We start from the raw sequence: 26541 nt of genomic DNA, 5'->3' as shown, positions 1-26541 counted from the left end.
GGAATTAACATACAGCGATGTTTGTATGTTGCGATGCGGTGGCTTTCCGGTCACCGCATCTATTCGTTTTTAGCACCGCCGCCTTAGCCGGCATCGCCTATGGAAGAACCCATGCGTTTCACGAGACCGATTTCGATTGCGACCTTTGGCGCCCTTTTGATCCTCGCCGGCTGCAGCGATGAGCAGGCACCGCAGGCGGGCTTCTCCTTCCCGCCGCCGCAGGTGGCCGTCATCACCGTGAAGGCCGAGGACGTGCCGATCACCAACGAGCTGCCGGGCCGCATCGCTGCGACCCGCACCGCGGAGGTGCGCCCGCGCGCTTCGGGTATCATCATCGAACGCGTCTTTGAACAGGGCTCGCTGGTCAAGGAGGGCGACGTGCTCTACCGGATCGATCCCGCGCCGTTCAAGGTGCTGGTCGATAGCGCCGAGGCGACGCTGCGCCGCGCCAAGGCCGTGCAGGCCCAGGCGAAGAACGATACGGTCCGCCAGGAACAGCTGAAGAAGTCGAACGTCTCGTCTGCGCAGAATTATGACGATGCCGTCGCCAAGCTTGCCCAGGCCGATGCCGATGTCGCGATCGCCGAGGCGGGTCTCGCGACCGCCAAGCTCAATCTCGAATATACCGAGGTCAAGGCGCCGATCAGCGGCCGCATTGGCCGTGCTCTGATCACCGAAGGTGCGCTGGTTTCGACGAGCGGCACGGAAAATCTCGCGACGATCCAGCAGCTTGACCCTGTCTATGCCGACTTCACCCAGTCGGCGACCGATCTCATCCGTCTGCGCAAGGCTCTGGAGGACGGTGCCCTCATGGCCGACAACAATTCGGCCGACGTCAAGCTCGTGCTGGACGACGGCTCGGCCTATCCGCAGCCGGGCAAGCTGCTGTTCTCCGAAGCCGCCGTCGACGAGACGACCGGTCAGGTGACGCTGCGCGGCGAATTCCCGAACCCGGACGGTGACCTCCTGCCGGGCATGTATGTGCGTGTGAAGATCGAGCAGGGCATCGAGAAGAGCGCCGTTCTGGTGCCGCAGCAGGCCGTGCAGCGTGATTCTTCAGGCAGCGCGCTCGTCTATGTCATTTCCGCCGACAACAAGGCCGGCACGCGTCCCGTTCGCGTCGGTCGCGCTGCCGGTACGCGCTGGGTCATCACCGATGGCCTGAAGGACGGCGAGAAGATCATCGTCGAAGGCTTCCAGAAGGTGCAGCCGGGCGGGGAAGTCGTGCCCTCCGAATGGGATCCGAATGCGGTAGCAAATGCTGGCAAGCCGGCAGCCGAAGGCGGCGACGCGAAGGCTGAAGGTGCAGCCGCAGATGATGCCAAGGCTGGCGAAGCAAAGACTGACGACGCCAAGGCTGGCGAAGCGGGCAAGGCCGAAGGCGGCGACGCTGCCAAGACCGAGCAGGCGAAGTAAGGACCGGAACGATGCCCAGTTTCTTTATCGACAGGCCGATTTTCGCCTGGGTCGTCGCGATCTTCATCATGATCGCCGGCGCCATCTCCATTCCGCTGCTGCCGATCTCGCAATATCCGGATGTGGCCCCGCCGCAGATTTCGGTCTCGACCACCTATTCCGGCGCGTCCTCGCAGGACACCTACCAGAGCGTCACCAAGCTCATCGAGGATGAGCTGAACGGCGTCGAGGGCATGTTGTATTTCGAGTCGACCTCGAGTGCTTCGGGCTCGGCCGAAATCAACATCACCTTCGCGCCGGGTACCGATCCGTCGCAGGCGTCCGTCGACGTGCAGAACCGCATCAGTCGCGTTGAACCGCGCCTGCCCGATTCTGTGCGCCGCCAGGGCGTGCAGGTCGAAGAGGCCGGCTCCGGCTTCCTGCTGATCGTTTCGCTCACCTCGACGGACGGCTCGATGGATGCCATCAGCCTCGGCGATTATCTGAACCGCAACGTGCTCTCGGAAGTCCAGCGCGTGCCCGGCGTCGGTCGCGCACAGCTCTTTGCGACCCAGCGTTCGATGCGCGTATGGCTCGATCCGGCCAAGATGCTCGGCCTCAACCTGACGGCTGCGGATATCACGGCCGCCGTGCAGGCGCAGAACGCTCAGATCGCCGCCGGCTCCATCGGCGCGCAGCCCAATCCGATCACCCAGCAGATCGCGGCTCCGGTCAATATTCGCGGTCAGCTGACGACGCCGGAAGAGTTCGGCGCCATCGTGCTGCGCGCCAATGCGGACGGCTCCGCCGTGCGCCTGCGCGACGTCGCGCGCGTGGAAGTGGGCGGCGAGACCTATTCCTTCTCAACCCGCCTCAACGGCCAGCCGTCCGCCGCCATCGGCGTGCAGCTTTCGCCGAGCGGCAATGCGATGGAAACCTCGGCCGCGATCAAGGCGCGCATGGACGAGCTTGCCAAGTTCTTCCCGCCGGGCCTCGAATATTCGATCCCCTATGACACGTCGCCCTTCGTGAAGGTGTCGATCGAGAAGGTTCTGCACACGCTGCTCGAAGCCGTCGGCCTCGTGTTCCTCGTGATGTTCCTGTTCCTGCAGAACATCCGTTATACGATCATCCCGACGCTCGTCGTGCCCGTTGCGCTGCTCGGCACCTGCGCCGTCATGCTCGCCATGGGCTTCTCGATCAACGTGCTCACCATGTTCGCCATGGTGCTCGCCATCGGCATTCTCGTCGACGATGCAATCATCGTCGTCGAAAACGTCGAGCGCATCATGTCGGAAGAGGGGCTGCCGCCGAAGGAGGCGACACGCAAGGCGATGAAGCAGATCACCGGCGCCGTCATCGGCATCACGCTGGTGCTCGCCTCGGTGTTCATTCCGATGGGCTTCTTCCCCGGCGCCGTGGGCGTCATCTATCAGCAGTTCTCGCTGACGATGGTCGTCTCGATCCTGTTCTCGGCCTTCCTCGCGCTGTCGCTGACCCCGGCGCTTGCCGGCAGCTTCCTTAAGCAGGTGCCGAAGGGCCATCACCACACCAAGCGCGGCTTCTTCGGCTGGTTCAACCGCGGTTTCGACCGTACCTCGCATGCCTATAGCGGCAGCGTGGGTTGGCTCGTGCGCCGCACGGGCCGCGTGATGGTGATCTATCTCGCGATCCTCGTGGGTCTCGGCTACATGTTCATGAAGCTGCCGTCGTCGTTCCTACCGGACGAGGATCAAGGCTTCGTGATCGTCATGATGCAATTGCCCTCGGAAGCGACCGGCCACCGTACGGACGAAGTGCTCTCGCAGACCGAAAAGATCTTCGGGCAGGAAAAAGCCGTCGACACCATCGTCGGCATCAACGGCTTCTCCTTCTTCGGTGCGGGCCAGAATGCCGGTCTTGCCTTCGTGACGCTGAAAGACTGGTCCGAACGCGGTCCGGAGGATGCAGCACAGTCGATTGCCGGCCGGGCGAGTATGGCGATGAGCCAGATCAAGGATGCGATCAGCTTCGCGCTGTCGCCGCCGCCGATCCAGGGGCTCGGCACCACGGGCGGCTTCTCGTTCCGCCTCCAGGACCGCGCCGGTCTTGGCCAGCAGGCGCTCTCGGCCGCGCGCGACCAGCTTCTCGGCCTCGCTGCCCAGAGCAATGTCGTGGTGGGCGTGCGCGTCGAAGGCATGCCGGACGCGGCCCAGGTCAATGTCGTGATCGACCGCGAAAAGGCCAACACCTTCGGTGTGACCTTCGCCGACATCAACACGACGATCTCGACCAATCTCGGCTCGACCTATGTCAACGACTTCCCGAATGCCGGGCGCATGCAGCGCGTGACGGTCCAGGCGGACCAGAACGAACGCATGCAGGTGGCCGATCTCCTGAACCTCAATGTGAGGAACGCCTCCGGCGGCATGGTGCCGATCTCCGCCTTCGCAACGGCGGAGTGGACGATGGCGCCGACCCAGACGGTCGGCTACAACGGCTATCCCTCCGTCCGCTTCAGCGGCGACACGAAGCCGGGCTTCTCCTCCGGTGACGCGATTGCGGAAATGCAGCGGCTTGCCGCCCAGCTTCCGCCGGGCTTCGGCTATGAATGGACGGGCCAGTCGCTGCAGGAAATCCAGTCCGGCTCACAGGCACCGATCCTGGTTGGCCTGTCGATCCTCCTGGTGTTCCTGTGCCTCGCCGCACTCTATGAAAGCTGGTCGATCCCGTTCGCGGTCATCCTCGTCGTGCCGCTCGGCGTCATCGGTGCGGTCATCGCGGTGACATTGCGCGACATGTCGAACGACGTGTACTTCAAGGTGGGCCTGATCGCGATCATCGGCCTGTCGGCGAAGAACGCGATCCTGATCATCGAGTTCGCCAAGGAGTTGATGGAGGACGGCAAGTCGCTGATCGATGCGACCATCGAGGCCTGCCACCTGCGCTTCCGCCCGATCCTGATGACCTCGCTCGCCTTCACGCTCGGCGTTTTGCCGCTCGCGATCGCCACCGGCGCAAGCTCGGGCAGCCAGCGCGCCATCGGTACCGGCGTGATGGGCGGCATGATCACCGCCACCGTGCTCGCCGTCTTCTTCGTGCCGGTCTTCTTCGTCTTCGTGATGAAGCTGTTCGGCTACGGCAAAAAGAAAAACGAGGAGCCGGCTCCGGCGGCAACAAGCCCGGCGGAGTAGGCGCCATGCGCCGGACCAAGGCAGAGGCCAAGGAAACCCGCCAGCAAATCCTTCTGGCGGCGGAAAAGGTCTTCTACGAAAAAGGTGTCGCCCATGCCTCCATGGAGGATGTGGCGCGCGCCGCGGGGGTTACCCGCGGCGCCATCTACTGGCACTTCGCCAACCGGGCGGATCTGGTGCTGGAACTCTACAATTCGCTGCCTATGCCGCAGGAAGAGCTGATCGCCCGCGAACTGGAAGCCGAGAATGCCGATGTCTTCGGCGTGCTCGAACGGGTCGGCCGCGAATGGCTGGAGCTGCTGGCCGAGGACGAGCACCGCCAGCGTATCCTTTCCATTCTCCTGCGTTGCGACCACACCGGCGAATTCGCCGTCATTTCCGAGCGGCAGAACGATATCGACGACGAGCACATGCAGGCGCTGGAGGCGGCCTTCGTGAAAGCGCAGGGGCAGGGCAAGCTCGGCGGCGCTTGGACGCCGCGTTCGGCCGCCTCGATGCTGCGCTGGGTCATCAAGGGCCTGTGCTCTGAATGGCTGCTGTTCGGCCGCCGGTTCGATATCGCCAGCGAAGGCAAGGATGCGCTGCGTCGGCTTTTTGCCACCTACTCAGCGCCTACACCGTCAACCTGACTGGCGGAAAGCCTCGAGCCTCTCGATCCATTCCGCACCCACATGCCAGCGGCGCAGCACGGAGACCGGATCCTCCGCATCGAGCCGCGAACAGATGCGGTAGATTTCCAGCACCTCCGGCGCCATCTCGCCGCGCTGGCAGAAATACATCGCCGCCGCATAACGCGCGCGCCCGGACCATTCGGCGCCGGGTGGCATGGCGATGATCTCCCAGTTGCGGCGGGTTTCCTCGTCCATTTATTTGAGGCCCGGCGGAGTGGCCGTGCGGCGGGGGAGCTTGACGAAGGGGCGGGGCACGATCTTCGCGCGCTTCATCATCTTCTGGTATTTCAACTCTCGCATCGCATAGATCTCGACCCAGAGGTCTTCGGTGAACTTCGAGCCGTAGGGCCGCTCCAGGCTGGCAATGGCGATGTTGCGCTTGGCCGTCGGTGACCAGGTCGCGGCGGTGACGAGGCCTGCTTCATGCTTCTGCCTGTGGTAGACGATGGCGTGTTCGGCGGAAATATTCCCTTCGATTTCAAGGCCTACCAGGATGTGCTTGAGAGTCTGATTCCGCCGCGCATCGAGGATGGCGCGGCGGCCGTTGAAGTTCGGCTTGTCCGGATCGACCAGCCAGTCGAGGCCGATTTCGTCCGGCATGCGCACGCGATCGGCGCGCAGGGCCGCCTCGGCTGTCATGAAATCCGCATTGGCGACGATGAAGCCCGCCTCGATGCGCGTCTGGTTCAGCGCGCCGTAACCGATGGCGCGGATCGCATGGAGCTCGCCGGCCGCCCACAGCCGATCCCAGAGCGAGAGCGCTCTGGCGCGCGGTACAAAGAGTTCGTAACCGAGATCGCCGGTAAAGCCGGTGCGCGAGATCGTGACTTCGCCGCCCTCATGCGGGAAGGTGGCGATATCGAAGGGTTTCAGCCGTTCCACGCCGGCAAAGCCGGCATCGCGCAGCACGGCATAGCTGGTCGGGCCTTGCAGCGCGAGACCGGCGATTTCCTCCGTCTCCTCGCGGATGTCGACCGTGAAGCCGAAAGCGCTGTCGAGCAGCCAGGGCAGGTGGCGCTCCTGGCAGCAGACGCGGAACTCCTGTTCGCCGAGCCGGAACAGCGTGCCGTCGTCGAGCACATGGCCGTGGTCGTCGCACCAGGCGGTGTAGTGCACGCGGTTGACGCCGAGTTTTCGCACATCGCGCAGCGTCAGGCGATTGAGGTAGCGTTCCGCATCCGGACCGGCGATGCGGTATTTCACCATGGGGGAAATGTCGAATAGCGCGGCGGTGGAGCGGATGGCGAAATATTCGAGCTCGCCGTCGGTCAGCGAATGCGGCGCCTTGTATCCCGCCCAATTGTACCAGTCGTTGACCTCGCTGATCGCCATGAGGCGCTCGTGGAACGGCGTTTCGAGACGGGGCACACGGATGTGGTCGCGGGCGGCGCGGCGCAGGTCGGCGGCGGATTTCGTCATGGCGTTCATGCTGTCGCTCCCGAAAGGATGTGGCGCGCGGCGTTCCAGCCCGGCAGGCCGGAAATGCCGCCGCCCGGATGCGCGCCGGCGCTGGCGAGATAGAGGCCCTCGATCGGCGTCTTGTAGCCGGATGCCGCCCCCGTCGGGCGGTTGACCAACAGCTGGTCGGCCTGCAATTCGCCGTGATGCCAGTGGCCGCCGGGCAGATTGTATTCCGCCTCGATATCGACCGGCGTCATTAGATTGGCGGCGAGGATGGATTTGCCGATGCCGGGCGCGTTGCGCTCCAGCACCTCCAGCACGATCTTGAGGAAGGCCGGTTTGCCATGCTCCCAGCCGGCCTTGAGACGGTAGGGCGCATATTGCACGAGTGCGGACAGCGTGCAGGCCCCGGAGGGTGCAAGCGACGGGTCGGAGAGGCTCGGCAGCGTGATCTCCATGACCGGGTCGGTGGAGAATTCGCCGTATTTCGCCGGGTTGAAGGCCGTCTCGACCTGTTCCTTCGAGCGCACCAGCACGATGCGGCCGTTGCGGGCCTCCGCCGGCAGGCCGGTGAAATCGGGGATGCGGTCCAGTGCAAGATCGAGCTTGGCGACATTGCCGTGGCTGCGCACGTTCTTCACCGAGCGCACGAAGCCGGTGCCGCTTTCGGCGGGATCGACGAGGCGCAGGAACGTCGTCTGCGGATGCACCGCCGAAACGACGACGGGTGCCGTGATCTCCGTGCCGTCGCCGAGAACGACGCCGCTGGCACGGCCGCGATCGGCGAGAATGCGGGCCACGGGTGTCGCGCAGCGGATGGTGACGCCTGCTTTTTCCGCCGCGCTCCGGAAGGCGGGGGCGATGCTCGCCATGCCGCCTGACGGTACGAACTGCCCGCCTGTGCGGCCGGCGACGTCACCGGTCAGGCGGTAATAGAGGCCGAGCAGGGAAGTTGGCGAGCGCGGGCCGAGATGGATGCCGAGCGTCGCGTCGAAGGCGAGTAGGCCCTTGAGGCGGTCGTCCGTCAGGTATTCGTCGGTGACGTCGGCGACGTTCATCAACAGCATGCGCAGGAAATCGCGGCCCTCGCTGCGACCCTTGCGGATCAGGCTGAGACCGGCGCCGGCAAGGGTCGAGAGATCGCCGAGCGAGACCGCGCCGATCTGCGGCGGCGGGCGGCGCAGGAAGCGTTTCAGGATACCCGCCTGGAAGATGAGTTTCTTGCGCATCGCCGCAAAGGCGGCTTGTTCCTCAGCGGAGACGCCGTCGATGCTCTCGCCATAGGCACCGTTGAGCGTGATCGCCTTGCCGGAACCGTCGAGCACCGTCGTCGGCAGCAGCGTTTCATGGCCCTTGAGGTCGAGGCCGATATCCTTGGCGACTTCCGCATCCAGCCGGTTGACGAGATGGGCGAGGCCGGCGGAACGGAAGCCGGGTGAAAATTCCCGGCCACGCGTGGCGCCGCCCGGTTCGTTTGCCGCTTCCAGCACCAGAACGCGGCGGCCGCCCTTGGCGAGGCGGGTGGCGGCGGCAAGGCCGTTGTGGCCGGCGCCGATCACGATGGCATCAAATGACGTCATGGGCTTTGCTCATCTGTTCGGGGGCACGCTTGAGGTCACGCAGGATTTCGGCGGCGGCGTTGCGGCCGGGCGCGCCCATCACCCCGCCGCCCGGATGGGTGGAGGAGCCGCACATATAGAGCCCATGGATGGGGCTGCGGTATTGCGCATAGCCGGGCACTGGCCGGTTGAAGAGCAGCTGGTCGAAGGTCAATTCGCCCTGGAAGATATTGCCCTCGGTGAGGCCGACTTCCGCCTCGATCTCGCGCGGCGTGCGCACTTCCATATGCACGATGCGGTCGCGGAAGCCGGGCGAATAATCTGATATCTGGCTGATGACCGTCTCGGCGAAGGCGTCGCGGTCTGCGTCCGTCCAGTCGCGACCTTCCACCTTCGGCGGGCAATATTGCACGAAGCAGCTCATGAAATGTTTGCCGGGCGAGGTCATGGTCGGGTCGAGCAAGGTGGGGATCATCATGTCGAGGAAGGGATCGGCTGACCAGCGTCCGGCCTTCCAGGCGTCGTAGCCACGTTCCATGCGCTCGATACTGTCGGTGAAATGCATGTCGCCGCGAATGCAGTTCGAGCCTTCGGGCAGCGCCGGAAATTCCGGCAGGCTGTCGAGCGCGATGTTCACTTTGCCGGAGGAGCCGCGCATCTTGAAATGCTTGACGCGGTGGACGAAGTCGCCGGGCAGGTCCGTCTCTTCGACGAGCTTCAAGAAGGTGCGCTTCACATCGGCATTGGAGACGACGAGATCGGCGCGCACCTCATCGCCATTGGCCAGCACGACGCCGGTGGTACGGCCGCCGCGTGTCAGGATTTTCGAGACTTCCGCATCCGTGCGGATCGTGCCGCCGGAGGCCTGGAAGGAGCGGGACAGTGCTTGCGTCACCGCGCCCATGCCGCCGCGGGCATAGCCCCAGGCGCCGACGGAGCCGTCGACTTCGCCCATATAGTGGTGGAGGAGGACATAGGCCGTGCCGGGCGACATCGGGCCGAGTGCGGTGCCGATGATGCCCGACAGCGCGAGATAGGCCTTGATGACGTCGGTCTCGAAATATTCGTCGAGAAAGTCGGAGATCGACATGGTCCAGAAGCGCAGCGTCTCGGCCATTTCGTGCGGGCTGAATTCGCCGAACTTCTTGGCGAGATAGAGCAGCTCCGAGATATCGCGCGGGCGGAAACCGAACGGGTCGGGCGCGGTGCGCATCAGGAGCGGCTGGATGAAGCGGCACTGGCGCGTCACGTCGCGGGCATAACGCTCGTAGGCTTCCGCATCGCGTTTCGAGTAGCGGGCGAATTCGCGGCGGTGGCTGTCGTGGTCGCGGTAGGAGGCGAGGTAGTCGCCGTCGCGGGTGAAGACCGCGCCGCCTTCATAGGAGATCACCTGCAGGCCGTGTTTCGGCAATTCGAGATCGCGCATGATCTCCGGCCTAAACAGCGAGCACACATAGGAACAGTTGGAGTAAAGGAAGCCGGGCGTCAGCTCGCGGCTGGTGGCTGCACCGCCGACCCAGCCGTTCTTTTCCACGACGAGAACGTTGAGGCCGGCGCGCTGGAGATAACAGGCCGTTACCAGCCCGTTATGGCCGCCGCCGACGATCAGGGCATCGTACTTTTGCATTTTTGATGTCTCCCTTGTTTCTAAAAGCTGCATCAAAAGCAAAATGTTGTCCAGATATTCTGAATGATCATTCAGCAAGTATCTTGCAATCGCCTGATTATGCGCTAGAATTTCGATCCATTGGAAAGCGCACCGGCCATGCGGCCGCAAGAGCAGGGAAGCCATGACGGCGGCAGTCGAGGATGGTGCAGCGGCGGAACCCGAATATGACGAGGCGGCGATCCGCTTCCTCGGCGTGATGTGGGGCGAGGGCTATCTTTCGCCCGGCGGCCCGGCTGAAGTCGATCGCGTGCTTGCGGGCATCGATCTCACGGGCAAGTCCATTCTCGATTTCGGCTGCGGCGCCGGCGGCATCACGCTGCATATCGCCAGGACCTACCGTCCGGCGGAGATCGTCGGCTACGATGTCGAGCAACCCGTCATCGAACGGGCGAAGGCGGCTGCGGTGGCGCAGGGGCTTTCGTCCATCGCGCGGTTCATCGCGAGCCCGCCGGGACGGTTGCCGTTCGATGACGGTGCCTTCGACGTCGTCTTCTCCAAGGATGCGATGATCCATGTGCCGGACAAGGAGGCGCTGTTTGCGGAACTGTTCCGCGTGCTGAAGCCCGGCGGTGTGCTTGCCGCTTCGGATTGGTTGATTGGTCATGACGGCGAACCGAGCCCCGATATGCAGGACTATATCGCCGCAGAAGGGCTGAGCTTCGGCATGGCGTCGTCGTGCCGATATCTGCGGGCGATGGCGCAGGCGGGCTTTGCCGACGGCATCGCGGAGAGCCGCAATGCCTGGTATCGCGACGTGGCGCGCGGCGAACTGGCGCGGCTGAAAGGGCCGCTCTATGCGGAGGCTGTTGCGGCCGTCGGCGAGGTCTATGTCGCCAAGAACATCCGCACCTGGACCGCCATGCAGAAGGTTCTTGACAGCGGAGAGCATTGTCCCACTCATCTGCGCGCAAGCAGGCCGGCCGCGGGAATTCGCCCATGACGGTCGTGCTGAAAAATCCCAAGGGCAAGGTAACGGTGAAGATGCGGGCAGGCGGGGCTGATCAGAGCTCGGGTGACGGCGAGAAGCGGGGCCGCAAGGCGTCCAAGGAAACGAGACGGCAGCAGCTCATCGAGGCGACGATCGATTCGCTGGCCAAGCGCGGCTATTCCGATACGACGCTGGCGGATGTGGCCGATGGTGCGGGCTTGTCCCGCGGCATCGTCAACTTCCACTTCGAGAGCAAGGAAAACCTGCTCATCGCCACGTTGCAATTCATGTCGGAGGAGTATGGCGACCACTGGAATTCGGCGCTCGAAAAGGCCGGTCCCAGCATTGCCAGCCGTCTGTGGGCCATCGTGCATGCGGATTTCGATAGAAAAATCTGCACGAAGCGCAAGCTCGCTGCCTGGTGCGCCTTCTGGGGCGAGGCCAAGTCTCGGCCGACCTATCAGGCGCTGTGCGGCGCGCGCGACGTCAAATACCAGGAGACGGTGATCGCGCTCTGCGCCGACCTCAAGGCGGAGGGCGGCTACGATTACGAACCGGAACCGATGGCGCTGTCGCTCTGCGCCATGCTGGAAGGCCTGTGGCTGCGCCTGATGATGGGCGACGGCACAACGCGGGAAAAGGCGCTGGAGGCGGCCATCGCCTTCGTCGTCGTGGCCTTCCCGAAGCATCTCACTTTGCAAGGACCAAAACCACAATAGGGAACCCGAAAACGGGGAAGGAGAACGGCATGACGACTGCAAAAACGGCCAGGTATCTTACAACGGCGGCGCTTACCGTCGTCCTTGCCCTCGGCCCCGCCCTTCCTGCCTTCTCCGCCGATAGCCTGACCGTCTTCGACTGGTCCGGCTACGAGGATCCCGCCTTCCACCCGAAATATACCGAGAAGGCCGGTGCCGAGCCGGATTTCTCCTTCTTCGGCGATGAGGAAGAGGCGTTTCAGAAGCTGCGTTCCGGCTTCAAGGCGGATGTGGCGCATCCCTGCTCGCAGAGTGTGGTGAAGTGGCGCGAGGCGGGGCTTCTGGAGCCGCTCGACACGGCCAAGCTCGCCTCCTGGAACGATGTGCTGCCGAATTTCAAGGCGATGAAGAACCTGATGACGTCTGACGACGGGACCGCCTGGTTCATTCCCTTCGAATGGGGCAACACGGTGCTGACCTATCGCACCGACACGGTCAAACCCGAGGAGGTCGCCTCGCTCAAGGCCTTCGCCGATCCCAAATTCAAGGACCGCGTGTCGATCGGCGACAATGTCGATGACGCCTACGCGCTGGCAAGTCTTGCCATCGGTCTCAAGGACTGGACGATGATGACGGATGCGCAGTTCCAGGAGGCCTCGGCCTTCCTGCGCGAGGTGCACAAGAATGTGCGCCTATACTGGACGGACAATACGGACCTGAGCCAGGCGATGGCGAGCGGCGAGGTCGATCTCGCCTGGGCCTGGAACGAGACGGCGACGACCCTGCAGGCCGAGAGCCAGCCCGTCGCCATCAAAAAAGATACCAAGGAAGGCCTTTCGACCTGGGTCTGCGGCTATGTGCGGCTGAAGGGGGGCGAAGCGAGCCCCGATCTTGCCTATGATTATCTGAATGCGGTCACCGACCCCGCCGTCGCGGCGTATATGGTCGAAAGCTGGGGCTATGGCCATTCCAATGCCAAGGGCATGGCGGCCGTCGACCCGAAGATCCTGAAGGACAAGGGCTATGCCGACGTCGATGCCTTCGTCGCCAACACGCTCTTCCAGTCGCCGATGCCGACGGAGCTGCGGCAGAAGATGATCGCCGAATTCGAGAAGATCAAGTCGGGTTACTGACGGCGCTGGCGCGGACCCTGCCCCTTTCGGGGCGGGGTCACGTATCCTTCATTCGACATTCGCAAGAAAGAGAGTAGGATGGTGTCATCGGTGGCAATTGATACGGGCGCCACTGCTGAAGGTTAAGGAGCTTCCGCCCCAGTGAACGAAAGGGGGCGGCTATGCAGCCAAACTCTGTGACGCTCAGTTCCGACAATGACGACTGGATTGTCGTTGTCGTTGAAGATGGCGAGGAGTTGCACCGGTCTTTCAAGATTCAGAGCCACGCGCAGAACTGGTCCGACGGCCAGCGCATTCGCCTGGGCCTGTATTCTGGTTCGGCGGACACGCTTTCGCTGTCCGATGACTGACCGGTTTCAACAAACCGATAGGATCGCTTTGAAGCTCCCGGCCCGCCGGGAGCTTTGCTTTTAGATACGTGTGACCGGCGGGTCCTCGGCCAGCAGCACAAAGGCCTCGGGATCGTAGGCAAGACGGATTTCCGCGCCGATCGGCAGATCGTCCGCGCCAAAATTGTTCGTTTCGACCATCGACAGCGGCTGTTCCAGCCCATCGATACCGACCGTCAGATGGGTGACCTCGCCGAAATAGGCGCGGTTCTCGATGCGGCCGGAAAGTTCGTGCGGCGCGCGGTCGTCGTCCCACAGCAGCCGCAGGCGTTCCGGGCGGATGCCGACGGTGACATGGCCGCTGCTGGCGGCAAAACCCTGTGGCTTTTCCAGCTGGACGGCGCCGAAACGGGCGGCGTCGATGGAGACGGCATTGCCCTGTTCGCCCAGCACCTTGGCTTTCAGGAAATTCATGCCGCCGAGGAAATCCGCGACCTTGCGGGTGCGCGGGCGCTGATAGATTTCCTTGGGGCTGGCGATCTGCGCGATACGCCCGCCGAACATCACGGCGATGCGGTCGGAAAGCGCCAGCGCTTCATACTGGTCATGCGTGACGAGGATGAAGGTGATGCCGACGGCCTTTTGCAGCGTGCGCAGCTCCACCTGCATTTCCTCGCGCAGCTTCTTGTCGAGAGCTGACAGTGGCTCGTCGAGCAGCAGCACTTTAGGGCGCATGACCAGGGCACGGGCGAGGGCCACGCGCTGGCGCTGGCCGCCGGAGAGTTCATGCGCCTTGCGCTGGCCCAGCCCCGAGAGGCGCACCATGTCGAGCGCATCGCCGACTCGTTTCTTTTCTTCTTCGGGCGAGAGTTTGAGCCGCTTCAGGCCATAGGCGACGTTTTCCGCGACATCGAGATGCGGGAAGATGGCGTAGCTCTGGAAAACCATATTGGTCGGCCGCTTGTTCGGCGGCAGCGCCAGCGAGGGCACGCCGTCGATATAGATCTCGCCGGCCGTCGGGTTCTCGAAGCCGGCGATGGAGCGGAGAAGCGTGGTCTTGCCGCAGCCGGAGGGGCCGAGCAGGGAGAAGAATTCGCCTTCGGCAATCGACAGCGAGACATCGTCCAGCGCCTTGTAGATGCCGTAGAATTTCGACACGTTTTCGATCTGGATCATCGCGCGGTCGCTCATAAGAACTCCTAGGGCAAGGCATGCGCCAGCTGCGTGCGGCGTTCAGCACGGCGGCGCAGGATTTCGGCGAGGGTGAGCATGAGGATGGAGGCGACGAGCATGATCGTGCCGAGCGCCAGGACCCCCGGCAGCTTGGCGGCAAAGCGCAACTGGCCCCAGATATAGACCGGCAAGGTCGGCTCGGTGCCGGAGAGGAAGAAGGCGAGGATGAACTCGTCGAGCGAGATGGTGAAGGTGACGAGCAGGCTGGAGACGATGGCGGGTGCCACCACCGGCAGCGTCACGCGGCGGAAAGTGCCGATGGCGGCCTCGCCGAGATCGTAGGAGGCTTCCTCCAGGCTGCGGTCGAAACCTTCGAAGCCGGAGACCAGCACGGACATGGCATAGGGCACGCAGAACACCGTCTGGCCCAGGATGACGGTGACGAGCGACAGCTCGACGCCCATCGCCAGCACGATCATCAGCAGCGAGACGGCGACGATGATCTCCGGCAGGAAGAGCGGTGCCATGATGAGGCCGGCCGCGGCGCGCTGGCCGCGAAAGCGGTAGCGCGTGATGGCGCGGGCCGCGCAGATGCCGAGGATGGTCGACAGCAGCGAGACGGACAGGCCGACGATCAGGCTGTTCCAGGCCGCCTCCAGCATCACCGAATTGCCGGAGAGCGAGGCGTACCACTTGGTCGTGAAGCCGGCGAGCGGAAAGGTGGTGGTCGCCGCATTGTTGAAGGAGAAGATCGGCAGAAGCAGGATCGGCAGGTAGAGGAACAGGAAATAGGCCGCCACATAGATGGGCAGAAACGGAATGAAGCGCAGGCGCTGGGTGAGGAGGCTCATTTGATCCTCCGGATGGTGAATTTCAGCGCGAGGACGATCGCTGCGGCCGAAAGCGAGACGAGCACCATGGTCGTCACCGAAAGGGCGGCACCCAGCGGCCAGTTGGCAGCCTTGCCGAACTGCGCCTGGATGGCGGTCGCGATCATCACGCCGTCCTTCCCGCCGACGAGGCGGGGCGTCACATAGTCGCCGACGGTCGGGATCATGACGATCAGGAAGGCGGAGATGACGCCGGGCAGCGAGAGCGGCAGGGTGACGCGGAAGAAGGCCTTGATCCTGCTGTCGCCGAGATCGCGCGCAGCCTCGATCAGCGTGCGGTCGACCTTCTGCAGCGAGACGTAGATCGGCAGGATGGCGAAGGCCGCCCAGCTGTGTACCAGCGTGATGACGACGGCATTGGAATTGTAGAGCAGCGAGGTGACCGGCTTGTCGATGAGGCCCATCGAGATGAGGCCGGTGTTCATCACGCCGCCATAGCCCAGAATGACCTTCCATGACATGACGCGCAGCAGGTAGCTCGTCCAGCAGGGCACGGTGATGAGGAAGAGCCAGAGGTTCTTGTGCACGCCGCCATGGAAGGAAATGAACCAGGCGACCGGGTAGGAGAAAACGACGGTGACGACGCTGACCGTCAGCGAGATCCACAGCGAGCGGACGAAGAGGTCGCGATAGATCGGTTCCGTCAGCGCCTGCCGGTAGTTTTCCAGCGTGAAGGTGCGGTCGATCTCGAGGTAGTTCTGGGTCCAGAAACTGTAGGCGATGACGATGAGAACCGGGAGGAAGAGCAGCGCCAGCGCATAGAGAAAGGTCGGCGAGATCATGGCGAGGCCGCGGGCCTCTTCGCTCCGCATCCAGGCCCGGCGCCGAGAGGGGGAGGGCGTGTCAGCGATCGGCCCGAACGCCGCCGCCGTCATCGGGCAAGGCTCCCGTGACGACAACTTTCATAAAGGGTGAGATTTCCGATTCCCATGGCGGTCGCCTTTTCGGCTTCGTTGTTCCCGAAACGGAACATGCGCCCAAATCCCCGTTGAAATCAAGCCCCGTTTCTGCAATATTGATTGAACGAACATTCAATATGATCGTGAAATACGAGATCTTTCATATTGTTGATCGCGGAATCTTTTCGCAAATTATCGATGGAGAGGGACATGGCGGCAATTCCGAAGACGGCGAACGAACCGGTCGAAGAGGTGGCCGACGACCTGACCCGGCTTGCCGAGCGGCATCTCGTGCAGCCCTGGCCGGTTTCCGGCTCCATCGGTGCGGAGGCGCGCGGAAGAATCGAGTCGGGTGAGGGCATCTATGTGACGGATGCGGCCGGGCGAAAGCTGATCGACGGCCCCGCCGGCATGTGGTGCGTCAATACCGGCCACCGCAACCGCGAGCTTGCCGACGTCATGGCCTCGCAGGCCATGGAACTCTCCTACAATTCGCCCTGGTACACGACCAACACGCCGTCCGCCGTGCTCTCGGCCCGGCTTGCCGGTCATGCGCCCGATGGCGTCGACCACGTCTTCTATACGACGGGCGGTTCCTCGGCGGTAGAGACGGCGCTGCGCTTCATGCAGTTCGCGAACAATGTGAAGGGCCGGCCGGAGAAGAAGCTGATCGTCTCCCGGCAGGGTGGCTATCACGGCTCGACCTATCTCTCCGCCTCGCTCAATGGCCGGCCGCGCGACCACGACTGGATGGACAGCGCCTCCGAACTGGTGGTGAAACTCTCCTGCCCGAATCCCTTCCGCCGACCAGACGGCATGAGCGTCGACGCCTTCTGCGATTTCCTCGTCGAGGAGTTCCGGCAGATCATCGAAGAGAAGGGGGCGGAGAATATTGGCGCCCTCATCGCCGAGCCCGTCATGGCCTCCGGCGGCGTCATCGTGCCGCCGCCGGGTTATCTCAAACGCATGCACGCCCTTTGCCGCGCCAACGATATCCTGTTCATCGCAGACGAGGTGGTGACGGCCTTCGGCCGGCTCGGCCATGTCTTCGCCGCGAAGGATGTTTTCGACATCGAGCCCGACATGATCACCTTCGCCAAGGGTGTCACCTCGGGTTACTTCCCCCTCGGCGGCGTGATGATCGCGGGGCGGCTGTTCGAGGAACTGCGCCGCTCGAACCATTCGGAGGCGATGTTTGCGCACGGGCTCACCTATTCCAGCCATCCGGTCGGCTGCGCCGTTGCGCTGAAGAACCTCGACATTCTCGAGAATGGGCTGCTGGCACATACACGGGCGGTCTCCGAACATTTCCAGGCAGGACTGAAGGCGCTGGAAGAGCTGCCGCTGGTCGGTGAGGTGCGCGGTCTCGGGCTGATGGCCTGCGTCGAATGCGTCGCCGATCGTGTCAGCAACAATCCGCTGACGCTCGATCTGGAAGTCGGAAAGCGTATCGACAAACATTGCCAGGAGCTCGGCCTTCTGGTGCGCCCGCTCATTAACATGTGCGTGATGTCGCCGCCGCTCACCATCTCGCTTTCGCAGATCGACGACATGACGGCGATCCTGCGCAAGGGCATCGAGCTCACCATGGACGACCTCGTCCGCGAGGGGCTCTGGAGGGGCTAAGCCCTTCAAAAGGCTTGTTTGGAGCGACCATTCCCCGGTCCAAACTTTTGAGGTCCGCGAAAGCGGGCCTCTTTTTATGTGCTGTCATATCTGTGTTCGATGCAGGAGAAGCGGCCGGTCCGCCGGTTTCGAGCCGCAGCAAAAGCTTGCGCTCACGCGGCCCATGATGGCATTAGGACTGCTTCTTCGGAGAATGGACATGAGCAACGACACAACAGCAGAACGGCCGTGGAGGAGACAGGCCCTTTTCGCATCGCTTTTCGCGCTAGGACCGCTTTTCACCGGCGCGCCGGCCCTTGCCACGCCCGTGCTGGTCGTGGATGCCGACAGCCGTCAGGTGCTCTACCAGGAAGATGCGGGCGCGCCGTGGTATCCCGCCTCCACGACCAAGCTGATGACCGCGCTCGTCGTGTTCGAGGCGCTGAAAGCCGGCGAAGTCACCATGTCGACCCATGTGACGATGACGCGCAACGCAACGAAGCAGGCGTTTCTGGAGTCCGGCCTGACGCTCGGGCGCGCGATGACGCTGGAAGACGCGCTCTATGCTGTCATCACCGCTTCCGCCAATGATGTCGCCGTCGCGCTCGCCGAAGCCGTGGCCCCCGATCAGGCGGCGTTTGTCGCCCGGATGAACAAGACGGCCGAGCGCCTCGGGCTGACCGGCACGCATTTTTCCAATCCGAACGGCCTGTTCGACAAGGCGAACTACACGACCGCACGGGATCTCGCCATTCTCGGCATGGAAGTGGACCGGTCGTTTCCCGGCTACCGCCGCTTCTTCCAGGCGTCCGCCGTCACGATCGACGGCAAGGAGATCAAGTCCAACAATCTGCTTTTGACCCAGTTCAGCGGCACGATCGGCATGAAGACCGGCTTCATCTGTGCCTCCGGGCGCAATATCGTCGGGCTTGCGACGCGGGGCGGCCGGCGCATGATGGTGGTCGTGCTCGGCGCGACGACGGAGCGCGAGCGCAATGAACGCTCGGCGCAATATCTGACGCAGGCTTTCGATGGCCGTCTGCCGACCGGTGCCGGGCCTGTCGAGGGCTTGCAGAACAAGGTCGGCGCGGTGCCGGAAGACATGCGTATCCAACTGTGCACCGACAAGGCGGCGGCCTATGAGGCGAGCCGTGACGCGCTCTATCCGATGGGCCTGCCGGGGCAGGAAACCTATCTGAAGGACCGGATTGCCGAGCAGGTCCACACCATCAAGACATGGGTGGACGAAACGGTGAAGGACGTGCCGCTGCCGAAGCCACGTCCCTCATAAGGCCTGCTCAGGTTTTGAGGCCGCTATTGGCCTCTGCCATCGTCTTCTCGTCCGGCGCGTCCTTCAGCGTCATGACCGGCAGCACCCTGCGCAGATGGTCGTGATGGGTGCGCACGCCATATTCGAGGTCCGAGAGGTAGAAGCCCGAAAAGGCGTTCGAGGTCATCGCCTCATTGGACCACACGGTGAGCTGTACGTCTTCCGCCTGCGTGTCGCGATCGATGCGGAAGGCGAGGTAGCGGGCGAGCCGGTGGGCGCGGTCTTCCTCGCGATACCGGTAGATACCGCCGCGCAGCATGGTCTTGCCGATGGCGACCGGGAATTCCTGATAGAACTGGATTGTTTCCGGCGTGACTGCGATGACGCAGTTCGGGAACAGGCCGAAATAGATCCAGGCCTTGCGCAGATGCTCCGGCAGCGCCGTATTTTCGGGTGAAATCTTCACATAGTTGCGCACGCTCCAGCGGCGGCCGGCATGCGGATTGTAAGTCGCAAACGACCGGCAGAGACCATCGACGAAGGGCTCGTCGTAATAGGTCGAGCCGTAGAGGTCCTGTAGCGCCGGGTGCGCCATGGCGACGTGATAGCCCTCGTTGTCGACGTCGCGCACGGACTTCCAGTTGACGGGCGTTTCTTGTGTCCAGATGCCGCCGGTCGGGATCATCTCTTCCGACCGGTAGTGGGACAGCTCGGCCTCGAAGGGTTTCATCACCTCGGCGACAGAGGGCTGCGGGCCGGGGGCGAAGCGGATGAAGACGAAGCCTTGCCAGATCTCGCATTCCAGCGATTTCAGGCCGAATTCATCCTTGTCGAGCGGCGGGAAGCTGCGCGGGCGGGCGGCACCGCGCAGCGTGCCGTCGAGATTGTAGACCCAGCCGTGGAACGGACAGACCAGCGCGTTGCGGCAGCTTCCCGTCTCGTCCGCGACGAGGCGGGAGCCGCGATGGCGGCAGATATTGTGGAAGGCGCGCACCGCGCCGTCCTGTCCGCGCAGGATCAGCGCACGCTCGCCGACGACATCCATGGTGAGGTAGTTGCCAGGCTCGGGAATGTCGGAAACGTGGCAGGCGATCTGCCAGTGCTCGCGGAAGACGTGCTGCTTTTCCAGCTCCAGAAGCGCGGGGCTGTGATAACACCAGCCGGGAAGTCCGCTCCGGTCCCAATCGTTGGGAATGCTGATATCGCGGATCATCTCGTTCATGTCGCTCCCCATTCTTTTGCTGAACGTTCATTCAATATAAGCACGATTTTCGTTGAAAAGGAATAGCTTGCGAAACGAAGGTGTTTTTCAGTGATGAAAACCCCGGCCGCAGGACGGCCGGGGCAGGGGGATTTTCGAGCGAAAGCCGGGACGGTGCCGCCGCTTAACGGCAGACCTTCACGCGCTTGATGACGAGGTTGCCCCAATGATCGTAGCGCTTGATCTTCTTCCAGAAGCAGTGGCGGCGGTGGCCGTAGTAGTGGGTGACATAGCCGCCATGGTGGCCGCCCCAGCCATGGTGGCCACCCCAGCCATGGCCGCCACCAAAGCCGAAATAGAAGCCGCCGGCCTGCGAGGGGGCTGCGAAGGATACCGCTGCGATGGTCGCGACGACGGCGGTCATGAGGAATTTGCGCATTTCAGTCTCCTCTCTTCCAGTGAAAGGATGAAGGTATTTCATCCAGTACGATCACTGTGACACGAGAGGGTCGAGGGCGCTGTTTCGGCTGGAACAGGCGTTTAGCGGTCGAGTTCCGGGTAGTAGCGGTCCATGTTGCTGGGGCGCAGCCGTTCACCGATCAGGCAATCGACGTCGCTTCCGGCGGCCGGCACGATACGGGCGGGCGGCTCGGCGCCGCTAACTTCGAGGATCAGCTTGCGGCGGATGGCGATGGCGAAATCCTCCGGCTCCTGCACCGGCAGAACGAAGGCGCCGGGGCCGCCGATGACGCAGTTCGAATAATAATCGTCGAGCGAGCCATAGGCGGCCGAGGGGCGGATCATGATGGCGAGGCCGTTGATGATGATGCCGAGCGCATTGGCGGCATCGCGCGCCGGTGTGACGGGCGAACCGAAATTGTTCGGCCCGTCGCCGGACACGTCGATGACGCGGCGCATGCCGGAATAGCTGTTGGCATCGAACAGTTTGGCGCCATAGGCGATGGCACTGGAAATGGAGGTCCCACGGCGCGTGGCGATCGGGCGGGCTTCCAGGAGGGCGGCGAAGGCGTTGGCGTCGTCAGGGCCGGAGATGATCTGCCAGGGGATGTGCGAGCTGTCGCGGACCGTGCCGGCCCATTCGAAATAGGTGATGGCGATGCGGCCGGTCAGCCCGTCCCGCACGGCATTGATGAACTCGGCGTGGCGCAGGGCATCGACATAGCCGGCGCGCTGGATCTGCGCCTCCTCGATATCCATCGACCCGGACACATCGACCGCCAGGACCAGTTCCACGTCGACTTCTTCTCCGGACGCGGCAAGCGTGGTGCCGGATGTCAGGCTCATCAGCAAGGCAAGCATCGTCATCATGACCGTCACCCTCTGCGCATACCGCTATAAATGGCCCAGGCGCGCTGAAGGGAAAGGGTGGAGTCTTCAAAAAAACGCTGATTTTGGACCTGTTCTACAGCGCCGTCAGGTCCCTGATCGCCATGCGCTTGTAGGACTCGACCAGCGCGTCGCCTTCTGCTCGCTCGACGGAGACGGCAAGCCGCATCGTGGCTTCGCCGAGATGCATGACGAGCAGGGCGGTTGCGTCGATTTTCGCGGGGTTGACCGCCGGCCGCAATGCCTTCAGTTGCGCGCCAAGCAGGGCGCCGTTGCGGCGGCTTTCCGCCACCTCCATTGCCCGCAAGGCGCCGTCGGCCTGCACTGCCGACCAGATGTCGCGGATGACGGGCTCGGCGAGGAAGATCGCATAATAGGTGTCGATCAGCGCGCCGAAGGCGATGGCGAAGTCCTCCATGCTGGCGACAGCGGACAGGCCTTCGGCGATGCAGGCACGGCTCTCCTCGTTGCAGCGTTCGGCGAGCGCATGCACGACGGCGCTCTTGTCGGGAAAGTACTGGTAGAGTGAACCGATCGAGATGCCCGTGCGCTGGGCAAGCTCGCTCATGCGCAGCGCATCGCTGCCCGTGTGCGCAATCATCTCCGTCGCATTGGCAAGGATGGCATCCAACCGCTCGCGGCTGCGCTTCTGGCTCGGCGCGCGGCGCATCTGCGTGTCGTTCATCGCCCACTCCTTCGGTCGTCGCAAATCATACTTGACAAATACGAGGATTCCTCACATTTTGCAAATGTGAGTAAAGCTCATATTTTGGAGGATGAGAGATGAAGCGGATTCTGGTTCTGGGTGGTGAAGGAAAAACCGGGCGCCCTGTCGCAGAGCGGTTGCGGGCGAGGGGATATGACGTGCGGATCGGCTCGCGCTCGGCGGTCATCCCGTTCGACTGGCGCGATGCGTCCGGCTGGTCGGCAGCCCTTGCTGGCGTGGACGCCGTCTATATCGCCTACCAGCCCGATCTCGCGGTGCCGGGCTCCGATGACGACATCCGCCTCGTCTCGCGCCTTGCTGCCGAGGCGGGTGTCCAGCGCCTCGTTCTGCTCTCTGGGCGCGGAGAGGATGCAGCCGAGATCAGCGAGGAGGCGATGAAGGAGGCGGGCATTGCTTGGACGGTGCTGCGCGGCAGCTGGTTCTTCCAGAATTTCAGTGAAGGTCTGTTTGCCGAACCGATCCTTGCAGGCGAACTCGTTCTGCCTTCGGCCACGGTGCGCGAGCCTTTCGTCGATACGGCCGATATCGCCGACATGGCCATATCGGTGCTGACGGAAGAGGGGCATGCGGGCAAGACCTACGAACTGACCGGCCCGCGGTTGATGACGTTTTCACAGGCCGTGGCGGAGTTCGCCGCAGCGGGCGAGTGTGCGGTCACCTATACGCCCGTTACCATTGATGCCTATGCGGATATGTTGCGCGAAGCCCAGATGCCGGAAGACGTCATCTGGCTCGTCAGCTATCTCTTCGGCTCGGTGCTGGATGGACGCAACGAGCGCCTGAGCAAAGATATCCACCGCGTGCTCGGCCGCGAGCCGCGCGATTTTGCCGATTTTGCCCGCGATGTGGCCGCAACCGGTTTCTGGAGGACCTGATCATGGCAAGCCTGTTTCCCATCCTGAACTTCCTTGCCATTCTCGCGACCGCGCTCAATGCGGGTCTGTTCTTCATCTTCTCCGTTTGCATCATGGCGGCCTTTGCGCGCCTGTCGCCGGCCGAGGGTGCGGCGGCGATGAATGCGATTAACGCGGTCATTCAGAACCCGCTGTTCTTTTCGGCCTTTTTCGGCGCGACGCTGCTGTCGCTCGCCCTCGCGGTGCTCGGCTACATGCAGGGCGGGGCGGCCGGGCTGATGGCGGCGGCAGGCAGTGTCGTCTTCCTCATCTCGGTTTTCGGCGTGACCGTGGTCTTCAACGTGCCGCTCAACGATGCGCTTGCCGCAGCCCCTGCCGGCAGCGCGGAGCAGGCGACGCTCTGGCAGCGGTATCTTGATGTCTGGGTGATGTGGAACCACGTTCGCACGCTTGGCTCGCTTGCTGCGGTCGCGCTCTTGGCGCTGGCCTTCCGCCAGGGGGCGCAGCTCGGCTGAAAGGCCGGGCTGGCGCTTCCGCAAACGGCCTGCTAGCTCTGTCAAAGACAAATGCCGGAGCCGACCTTGCAGGACATCACCGCCCTTTCCGCCCTTGACCTTTCCGCCGCCATCGCCGAACGCCGGCTGACCTGCCGAAACGTGATGGCGGCCTATCTCGACCGCATCGCGGCGATCAATCCCCGTATCAACGCCATCGTCAGCCTGCGTCCGGCGGATGCGGTTCTGGCTGAGGCGGAAGACGCAGACCGTGCGCTCTCGGCCGGCGAATACCGCGGCTGGCTGCACGGCATTCCCTTCGCCGTGAAGGACCTCTCCGAGGCCAAGGGCATCCTCTGCTCCTTCGGCTCGGCGAACTATGCGGATTTCGTACCCGACTATGACGATATCCATGTCGAGCGCATCCGCGCGGCCGGCGCCATCATCATCGGCAAGACCAATGCGCCGGAAATGGGCCTGGGATCGCACAGCTACAATCCGGTCTTCGGCGTCACGCGCAATCCCTACGATACGGCCAAGAGCGCCGGCGGTTCCTCCGGCGGCGCGGCGGCGGGCCTTGCGGCACAGATTCTTCCGGTCGCCGATGGATCCGACATGATGGGCTCGCTGCGCAACCCGGCGGGCTTCAACAATGTCGTCGGCTTCCGTCCGTCCTTCGGCCGCATTCCCTCGCTCGGCAATGAACTCTTCCTCGGCCAGCTCGCTGTCAACGGCCCGATGGGCCGCACCGTCGCCGATGTCGCCGCGCTGTTTGCCACGCAGGCCGGGCATGACCCGCGCGATCCGCTGTCGCTGACCGATGACAGTCTGGCCTATGATCCCCACCGGGATCTTTCGGGCACCCGTATCGGCTGGCTTGGTGACTTCGGCGGATACCTGCCCTTCGAGCCTGGCGTGCTGGAGCTTTGCCGCGCCTCGCTTGCGGTTTTCCGCGGGCTCGGCTGCACCGTCGAGGAGGTCGCGCCCAGTTTCGACATGGAAAGGCTATGGCAGACCTGGCGCACGCTGCGCCATTTCCTCGTCGCCAATGGCCAGTCGGCCGACTATGCCGATCCGGCAAAGCGGGCAAACATGAAGCCGGAGATGATCTGGGAGATCGAGAACGGCCACCAGCTGGCGGCAAAGGACGTCTATGCCGCCTCGCTGGCGCGCAGCGACTGGCACCGCCATGTCGCCGACCTCTTCGAAAAATATGATTTCCTGATCCTGCCCTCCGCGCAGGTGTTCCCCTTCGATGCCGGGATGGACTGGCCGAAGACGGTCGGCGGGCGGGCGATGGACACCTATCACCGCTGGATGGAGGTGGTGATTGGCCCGACGCTGGCGGGCCTGCCCGTTGCGGCCATGCCGGCGGGTTTTAGCGACAATGGTCTGCCGGCTGGTATCCAGATCATCGGCCCGGCGCGGGCCGACCGGGATGTGCTCTCGGCGGCCGCGGCTTACGAAAAAGCGACCGACTGGTTAAACCGGCATCCCCAATTCTAGGGAGGCGAGGGCGTTCGGACACGCGAGCGCCGTATTCTCGTGACAGGGCAGTTTCGCCGGGCGTTGAGGACCTCCCGGCGGTTCCCTTCAAAAACACGAGGCGCCGTTTAGGATTTGCTTACCATATTTCGTCATTCTTTGCTCGTTCGGCGGAATTCTGGAGCCCGTGGCTCCCACCGCCGCCAGCGTAGTGGCTCTCGGAGTGTTGTTTCCGCGGCCGCGTTGAGTAACGAGTTTCGGGTAACGAGTATCATGGCGTCTGTGTACAGTTCCGCGCGTTCCGCGGCGAAAACCCGTTCGGGTCGTTCCGGCGGTATCCTTCTCAGCGCATTGCTTGCTTGCGGCGTCATCGCCGGGTCCGCCTGGGCCGTCGTCTCCACGCTGGGCGCGATGCAGCATGCGGCCACCTCGCTTTCTGAAGGTAAGAAGAGCCTTTCGGCTCCCCTTCACGTCGCATCGCTCGCGACGGACAAGGGTGGCGCCGAGCGCTCGCTGAAAATCCAGAAATTCGGACGTCTTTCCAAACCGTCGGAAAGCGAGATCCGCCAGAAGCTTCTGACGGCCGAGGCCATCCAGGTCGCGCACCAGCGCAAGATTTCCATCCAGCTCGCCGCCGTCGTGAAACGCGAAAAGGCGAAAGCCGCCATGATCGACGCAGCCGTCGCCCGTGCAGAACGCAGCGTGGAACAGGAAAAGGCCATAACCGGTCAACCGACGCTCGTCACGGCGCTCGTCGAGGAGCATTCCGCGCGCAAGGATATCCAGCCCTTCGGTCTGGTCATGAACAAGCCGGAAACCGAGGAGGAAGACCTCCTCAGCGAAATTCCGCTGCCGGAAGCAAGGCCGGCGCTTGAGACCGTCACCATCGAAAAGCCCGTTGTCGAGGAAAAGCCCGTTGCGCGCACCAACAAGCGCGACGATGCCAAGGACAAGGACGAAGACGTCGCGCTCGTGAAGCCGGAGCGTTCTCTGTTCGGCGATCTCTTCAAGAACAAGGGGTCTGGCACCGGCTGGCCAGGCCGTGGGACGAGGGTTGCGATCTACGACGTCTCCAACGCGACCGTCTACATGCCTGACGGCACAAAGCTGCGTGCGCATTCCGGCATCGGCAAGATGCGGGACAACCCGCGCTACGAACACGTCAAGATGACGGGGCCGACACCGGCCGGTGTCTATCGCCTTCGGATGCGCGAGCAGCGTTTCCACGGTGTCGAAGCTATCCGCATGCTGTCCGTCGATGGGCGCGATCCGAAGAACCGCACCGGTCTTCTGACCCACACCAACCTTCTGCGCGGCCAGAAGGGCTCGCATGGCTGTGTCGCCTTCCAGAACTACGAGCCGTTCCTCAAAGCCTTCAAGCGCGGCCATATCACGATGATGGTTGTCGTGCCGGAAATCCCGTCGTCCCGCTCGCAGCTTGCCGCGCTCTACCGCAAGGCCGGCGCCTGAACTGGACTTGCGATGGCTTTCTTCAAAATCGGCGCCTTCGGGTGCCGATTTTCGTTTCATCGTACTTTTTTCGCAAATGTCACGCCGAACAGCGGTTTGGTTTAGCAAACGCTAACAATTTTCGATCAATTCTTGCCAAGTTCAGTGGCTTGGGGAATGAACGTGACTGC

The 26541-nt window shown here is 63.3% G+C and carries 24 protein-coding genes; 13 read left to right on the top strand and 11 right to left on the bottom strand.

Annotated features, from left to right (window positions below; all coding sequences use genetic code 11):
- Nucleotides 1-111 precede the first annotated feature (111 nt).
- From MUU55_RS03495 to MUU55_RS03485, 3 genes are read left to right on the top strand one after another with little or no spacing between them, the layout of a single operon-like run.
- Nucleotides 112-1416, top strand: coding sequence for an efflux RND transporter periplasmic adaptor subunit (locus tag MUU55_RS03495; protein WP_483315987.1), 1305 nt, complete (start codon nucleotides 112-114; stop codon nucleotides 1414-1416).
- Nucleotides 1417-1427: 11 nt separating this feature from the next.
- Nucleotides 1428-4568, top strand: coding sequence for an efflux RND transporter permease subunit (locus MUU55_RS03490; RefSeq protein ID WP_244759361.1), 3141 nt, complete (start codon nucleotides 1428-1430; stop codon nucleotides 4566-4568).
- 5 nt (nucleotides 4569-4573) lie between these two features.
- Nucleotides 4574-5197, top strand: a complete 624-nt coding sequence (locus MUU55_RS03485; protein ID WP_244759360.1) for a TetR family transcriptional regulator — start codon at nucleotides 4574-4576, stop codon at nucleotides 5195-5197.
- Here the strand turns inward: MUU55_RS03485 and MUU55_RS03480 are convergent.
- Genes MUU55_RS03480 through MUU55_RS03465 form a run of 4 tightly spaced genes read right to left on the bottom strand, consistent with a single transcriptional unit; the run spans nucleotide 5189 to nucleotide 9826 of the window.
- On the bottom strand, nucleotides 5189-5434 hold the full coding sequence (locus tag MUU55_RS03480) for an aminopeptidase (protein ID WP_244759359.1): 246 nt from the start codon (nucleotides 5432-5434) through the stop codon (nucleotides 5189-5191). The two genes, MUU55_RS03485 and MUU55_RS03480, sit on opposite strands and share 9 nt — an antisense overlap.
- Complete coding sequence (locus tag MUU55_RS03475; protein WP_425314146.1) at nucleotides 5435-6658, bottom strand: aminomethyl transferase family protein; 1224 nt, start codon at nucleotides 6656-6658, stop codon at nucleotides 5435-5437. It abuts the gene before it with no gap.
- Nucleotides 6659-6663: 5 nt separating this feature from the next.
- Entirely contained in the window at nucleotides 6664-8220 is a 1557-nt protein-coding gene (locus MUU55_RS03470; RefSeq protein ID WP_244759357.1) for a phytoene desaturase family protein, read from the bottom strand.
- On the bottom strand, nucleotides 8207-9826 hold the full coding sequence (locus MUU55_RS03465; RefSeq protein ID WP_244759356.1) for a phytoene desaturase family protein: 1620 nt from the start codon (nucleotides 9824-9826) through the stop codon (nucleotides 8207-8209). Before MUU55_RS03465 ends, MUU55_RS03470 begins: the two co-directional genes overlap by 14 nt.
- Before the next feature lie 163 nt (nucleotides 9827-9989).
- Between MUU55_RS03465 and MUU55_RS03460 the strand changes: the two genes are divergently transcribed.
- From MUU55_RS03460 to MUU55_RS03445, 4 genes are all read left to right on the top strand, one after another.
- Nucleotides 9990-10808, top strand: a complete 819-nt coding sequence (locus tag MUU55_RS03460) for a class I SAM-dependent methyltransferase (protein ID WP_244759355.1) — start codon at nucleotides 9990-9992, stop codon at nucleotides 10806-10808.
- 41 nt (nucleotides 10809-10849) lie between these two features.
- Nucleotides 10850-11515 (top strand): TetR family transcriptional regulator C-terminal domain-containing protein, encoded by a 666-nt coding sequence (locus MUU55_RS03455; RefSeq protein WP_244759861.1) that lies wholly within the window; start codon nucleotides 10850-10852, stop codon nucleotides 11513-11515.
- A gap of 29 nt (nucleotides 11516-11544) precedes the next feature.
- Nucleotides 11545-12627: an ABC transporter substrate-binding protein gene (locus tag MUU55_RS03450; protein WP_244759354.1), complete on the top strand. Its 1083-nt coding sequence runs from the start codon at nucleotides 11545-11547 to the stop codon at nucleotides 12625-12627.
- Nucleotides 12628-12788: 161 nt separating this feature from the next.
- Complete coding sequence (locus MUU55_RS03445; protein WP_244759353.1) at nucleotides 12789-12977, top strand: hypothetical protein; 189 nt, start codon at nucleotides 12789-12791, stop codon at nucleotides 12975-12977.
- 60 nt (nucleotides 12978-13037) lie between these two features.
- On the opposite strand, the gene MUU55_RS03440 is transcribed toward MUU55_RS03445, so the two are convergent.
- The 3 genes from MUU55_RS03440 to MUU55_RS03430 are packed head-to-tail and all read right to left on the bottom strand — an operon-like array spanning nucleotide 13038 to nucleotide 15894.
- On the bottom strand, nucleotides 13038-14132 hold the full coding sequence (locus tag MUU55_RS03440; RefSeq protein WP_244759860.1) for an ABC transporter ATP-binding protein: 1095 nt from the start codon (nucleotides 14130-14132) through the stop codon (nucleotides 13038-13040).
- Nucleotides 14133-14155: 23 nt separating this feature from the next.
- Nucleotides 14156-14980 (bottom strand): ABC transporter permease, encoded by an 825-nt coding sequence (locus MUU55_RS03435; RefSeq protein ID WP_244759352.1) that lies wholly within the window; start codon nucleotides 14978-14980, stop codon nucleotides 14156-14158.
- The gene (locus MUU55_RS03430; RefSeq protein WP_244759351.1) at nucleotides 14977-15894 is read right to left on the bottom strand and encodes an ABC transporter permease; all 918 of its coding nucleotides are present in this window, start codon (nucleotides 15892-15894) and stop codon (nucleotides 14977-14979) included. The genes MUU55_RS03435 and MUU55_RS03430 overlap by 4 nt, the downstream gene beginning before the upstream one ends.
- 234 nt (nucleotides 15895-16128) lie before the next feature.
- Here MUU55_RS03430 and MUU55_RS03425 point away from each other — a divergent pair, with 234 nt between their 5' ends.
- On the top strand, nucleotides 16129-17544 hold the full coding sequence (locus tag MUU55_RS03425; RefSeq protein ID WP_244759350.1) for an aminotransferase: 1416 nt from the start codon (nucleotides 16129-16131) through the stop codon (nucleotides 17542-17544).
- Nucleotides 17545-17743: 199 nt separating this feature from the next.
- Complete coding sequence (locus tag MUU55_RS03420; protein WP_244759349.1) at nucleotides 17744-18814, top strand: D-alanyl-D-alanine carboxypeptidase family protein; 1071 nt, start codon at nucleotides 17744-17746, stop codon at nucleotides 18812-18814.
- 7 nt (nucleotides 18815-18821) lie between these two features.
- Here the strand turns inward: MUU55_RS03420 and MUU55_RS03415 are convergent, their stop codons facing one another.
- The 4 genes from MUU55_RS03415 to MUU55_RS03400 all read right to left on the bottom strand — a co-directional run bounded on the left by MUU55_RS03415 (nucleotide 18822) and on the right by MUU55_RS03400 (nucleotide 22026).
- Nucleotides 18822-20015: an aromatic ring-hydroxylating oxygenase subunit alpha gene (locus MUU55_RS03415; protein ID WP_244759348.1), complete on the bottom strand. Its 1194-nt coding sequence runs from the start codon at nucleotides 20013-20015 to the stop codon at nucleotides 18822-18824.
- Between the two features lie 163 nt (nucleotides 20016-20178).
- On the bottom strand, nucleotides 20179-20433 hold the full coding sequence (locus tag MUU55_RS03410; RefSeq protein WP_244759347.1) for a hypothetical protein: 255 nt from the start codon (nucleotides 20431-20433) through the stop codon (nucleotides 20179-20181).
- 101 nt (nucleotides 20434-20534) lie between these two features.
- Nucleotides 20535-21323: a DUF1194 domain-containing protein gene (locus tag MUU55_RS03405; RefSeq protein WP_244759346.1), complete on the bottom strand. Its 789-nt coding sequence runs from the start codon at nucleotides 21321-21323 to the stop codon at nucleotides 20535-20537.
- A 94-nt stretch (nucleotides 21324-21417) separates the two neighbouring features.
- The gene (locus MUU55_RS03400) at nucleotides 21418-22026 is read right to left on the bottom strand and encodes a TetR/AcrR family transcriptional regulator (protein WP_244759345.1); all 609 of its coding nucleotides are present in this window, start codon (nucleotides 22024-22026) and stop codon (nucleotides 21418-21420) included.
- 98 nt (nucleotides 22027-22124) lie between these two features.
- On the opposite strand from MUU55_RS03400, the gene MUU55_RS03395 reads away from it, so the two are divergent.
- The 4 genes from MUU55_RS03395 to MUU55_RS03380 all read left to right on the top strand — a co-directional run bounded on the left by MUU55_RS03395 (nucleotide 22125) and on the right by MUU55_RS03380 (nucleotide 26371).
- Entirely contained in the window at nucleotides 22125-22943 is an 819-nt protein-coding gene (locus MUU55_RS03395) for an NAD(P)H-binding protein (protein WP_244759344.1), read from the top strand.
- A gap of 2 nt (nucleotides 22944-22945) precedes the next feature.
- Nucleotides 22946-23437: an anthrone oxygenase family protein gene (locus MUU55_RS03390; protein ID WP_244759343.1), complete on the top strand. Its 492-nt coding sequence runs from the start codon at nucleotides 22946-22948 to the stop codon at nucleotides 23435-23437.
- A gap of 66 nt (nucleotides 23438-23503) precedes the next feature.
- Nucleotides 23504-24922, top strand: a complete 1419-nt coding sequence (locus MUU55_RS03385; RefSeq protein WP_244759342.1) for an amidase — start codon at nucleotides 23504-23506, stop codon at nucleotides 24920-24922.
- A gap of 252 nt (nucleotides 24923-25174) precedes the next feature.
- Nucleotides 25175-26371, top strand: coding sequence for a DUF2778 domain-containing protein (locus MUU55_RS03380; protein WP_244759341.1), 1197 nt, complete (start codon nucleotides 25175-25177; stop codon nucleotides 26369-26371).
- Nucleotides 26372-26541 lie beyond the last annotated feature (170 nt).

It is taken from the genome of Shinella curvata (genome assembly GCF_022899935.1).
Taxonomy (GTDB): Bacteria; Pseudomonadota; Alphaproteobacteria; order Rhizobiales; family Rhizobiaceae; genus Shinella; species Shinella curvata.
The sequence above is the reverse complement of the archived record's forward strand: the minus strand, read 5'-3'. Positions and strand labels throughout refer to the sequence as shown.

What these genes read in the sequence shown, in the direction of transcription:
- MUU55_RS03495 (WP_483315987.1), top strand. Translation starts at nt 112, where the DNA reads ATGCGTTTCACGAGACCGATTTCGATTGCGACCTTTGGCGCCCTTTTG.
- MUU55_RS03490 (WP_244759361.1), top strand. Translation starts at nt 1,428, where the DNA reads ATGCCCAGTTTCTTTATCGACAGGCCGATTTTCGCCTGGGTCGTCGCG.
- MUU55_RS03485 (WP_244759360.1), top strand. Translation starts at nt 4,574, where the DNA reads ATGCGCCGGACCAAGGCAGAGGCCAAGGAAACCCGCCAGCAAATCCTT.
- MUU55_RS03480 (WP_244759359.1), bottom strand. Translation starts at nt 5,434, where the DNA reads ATGGACGAGGAAACCCGCCGCAACTGGGAGATCATCGCCATGCCACCC.
- MUU55_RS03475 (WP_425314146.1), bottom strand. Translation starts at nt 6,658, where the DNA reads ATGACGAAATCCGCCGCCGACCTGCGCCGCGCCGCCCGCGACCACATC.
- MUU55_RS03470 (WP_244759357.1), bottom strand. Translation starts at nt 8,220, where the DNA reads ATGACGTCATTTGATGCCATCGTGATCGGCGCCGGCCACAACGGCCTT.
- MUU55_RS03465 (WP_244759356.1), bottom strand. Translation starts at nt 9,826, where the DNA reads ATGCAAAAGTACGATGCCCTGATCGTCGGCGGCGGCCATAACGGGCTG.
- MUU55_RS03460 (WP_244759355.1), top strand. Translation starts at nt 9,990, where the DNA reads ATGACGGCGGCAGTCGAGGATGGTGCAGCGGCGGAACCCGAATATGAC.
- MUU55_RS03455 (WP_244759861.1), top strand. Translation starts at nt 10,850, where the DNA reads ATGCGGGCAGGCGGGGCTGATCAGAGCTCGGGTGACGGCGAGAAGCGG.
- MUU55_RS03450 (WP_244759354.1), top strand. Translation starts at nt 11,545, where the DNA reads ATGACGACTGCAAAAACGGCCAGGTATCTTACAACGGCGGCGCTTACC.
- MUU55_RS03445 (WP_244759353.1), top strand. Translation starts at nt 12,789, where the DNA reads ATGCAGCCAAACTCTGTGACGCTCAGTTCCGACAATGACGACTGGATT.
- MUU55_RS03440 (WP_244759860.1), bottom strand. Translation starts at nt 14,132, where the DNA reads ATGATCCAGATCGAAAACGTGTCGAAATTCTACGGCATCTACAAGGCG.
- MUU55_RS03435 (WP_244759352.1), bottom strand. Translation starts at nt 14,980, where the DNA reads ATGAGCCTCCTCACCCAGCGCCTGCGCTTCATTCCGTTTCTGCCCATC.
- MUU55_RS03430 (WP_244759351.1), bottom strand. Translation starts at nt 15,894, where the DNA reads ATGACGGCGGCGGCGTTCGGGCCGATCGCTGACACGCCCTCCCCCTCT.
- MUU55_RS03425 (WP_244759350.1), top strand. Translation starts at nt 16,129, where the DNA reads ATGGCGGCAATTCCGAAGACGGCGAACGAACCGGTCGAAGAGGTGGCC.
- MUU55_RS03420 (WP_244759349.1), top strand. Translation starts at nt 17,744, where the DNA reads ATGAGCAACGACACAACAGCAGAACGGCCGTGGAGGAGACAGGCCCTT.
- MUU55_RS03415 (WP_244759348.1), bottom strand. Translation starts at nt 20,015, where the DNA reads ATGAACGAGATGATCCGCGATATCAGCATTCCCAACGATTGGGACCGG.
- MUU55_RS03410 (WP_244759347.1), bottom strand. Translation starts at nt 20,433, where the DNA reads ATGCGCAAATTCCTCATGACCGCCGTCGTCGCGACCATCGCAGCGGTA.
- MUU55_RS03405 (WP_244759346.1), bottom strand. Translation starts at nt 21,323, where the DNA reads ATGATGACGATGCTTGCCTTGCTGATGAGCCTGACATCCGGCACCACG.
- MUU55_RS03400 (WP_244759345.1), bottom strand. Translation starts at nt 22,026, where the DNA reads ATGAACGACACGCAGATGCGCCGCGCGCCGAGCCAGAAGCGCAGCCGC.
- MUU55_RS03395 (WP_244759344.1), top strand. Translation starts at nt 22,125, where the DNA reads ATGAAGCGGATTCTGGTTCTGGGTGGTGAAGGAAAAACCGGGCGCCCT.
- MUU55_RS03390 (WP_244759343.1), top strand. Translation starts at nt 22,946, where the DNA reads ATGGCAAGCCTGTTTCCCATCCTGAACTTCCTTGCCATTCTCGCGACC.
- MUU55_RS03380 (WP_244759341.1), top strand. Translation starts at nt 25,175, where the DNA reads ATGGCGTCTGTGTACAGTTCCGCGCGTTCCGCGGCGAAAACCCGTTCG.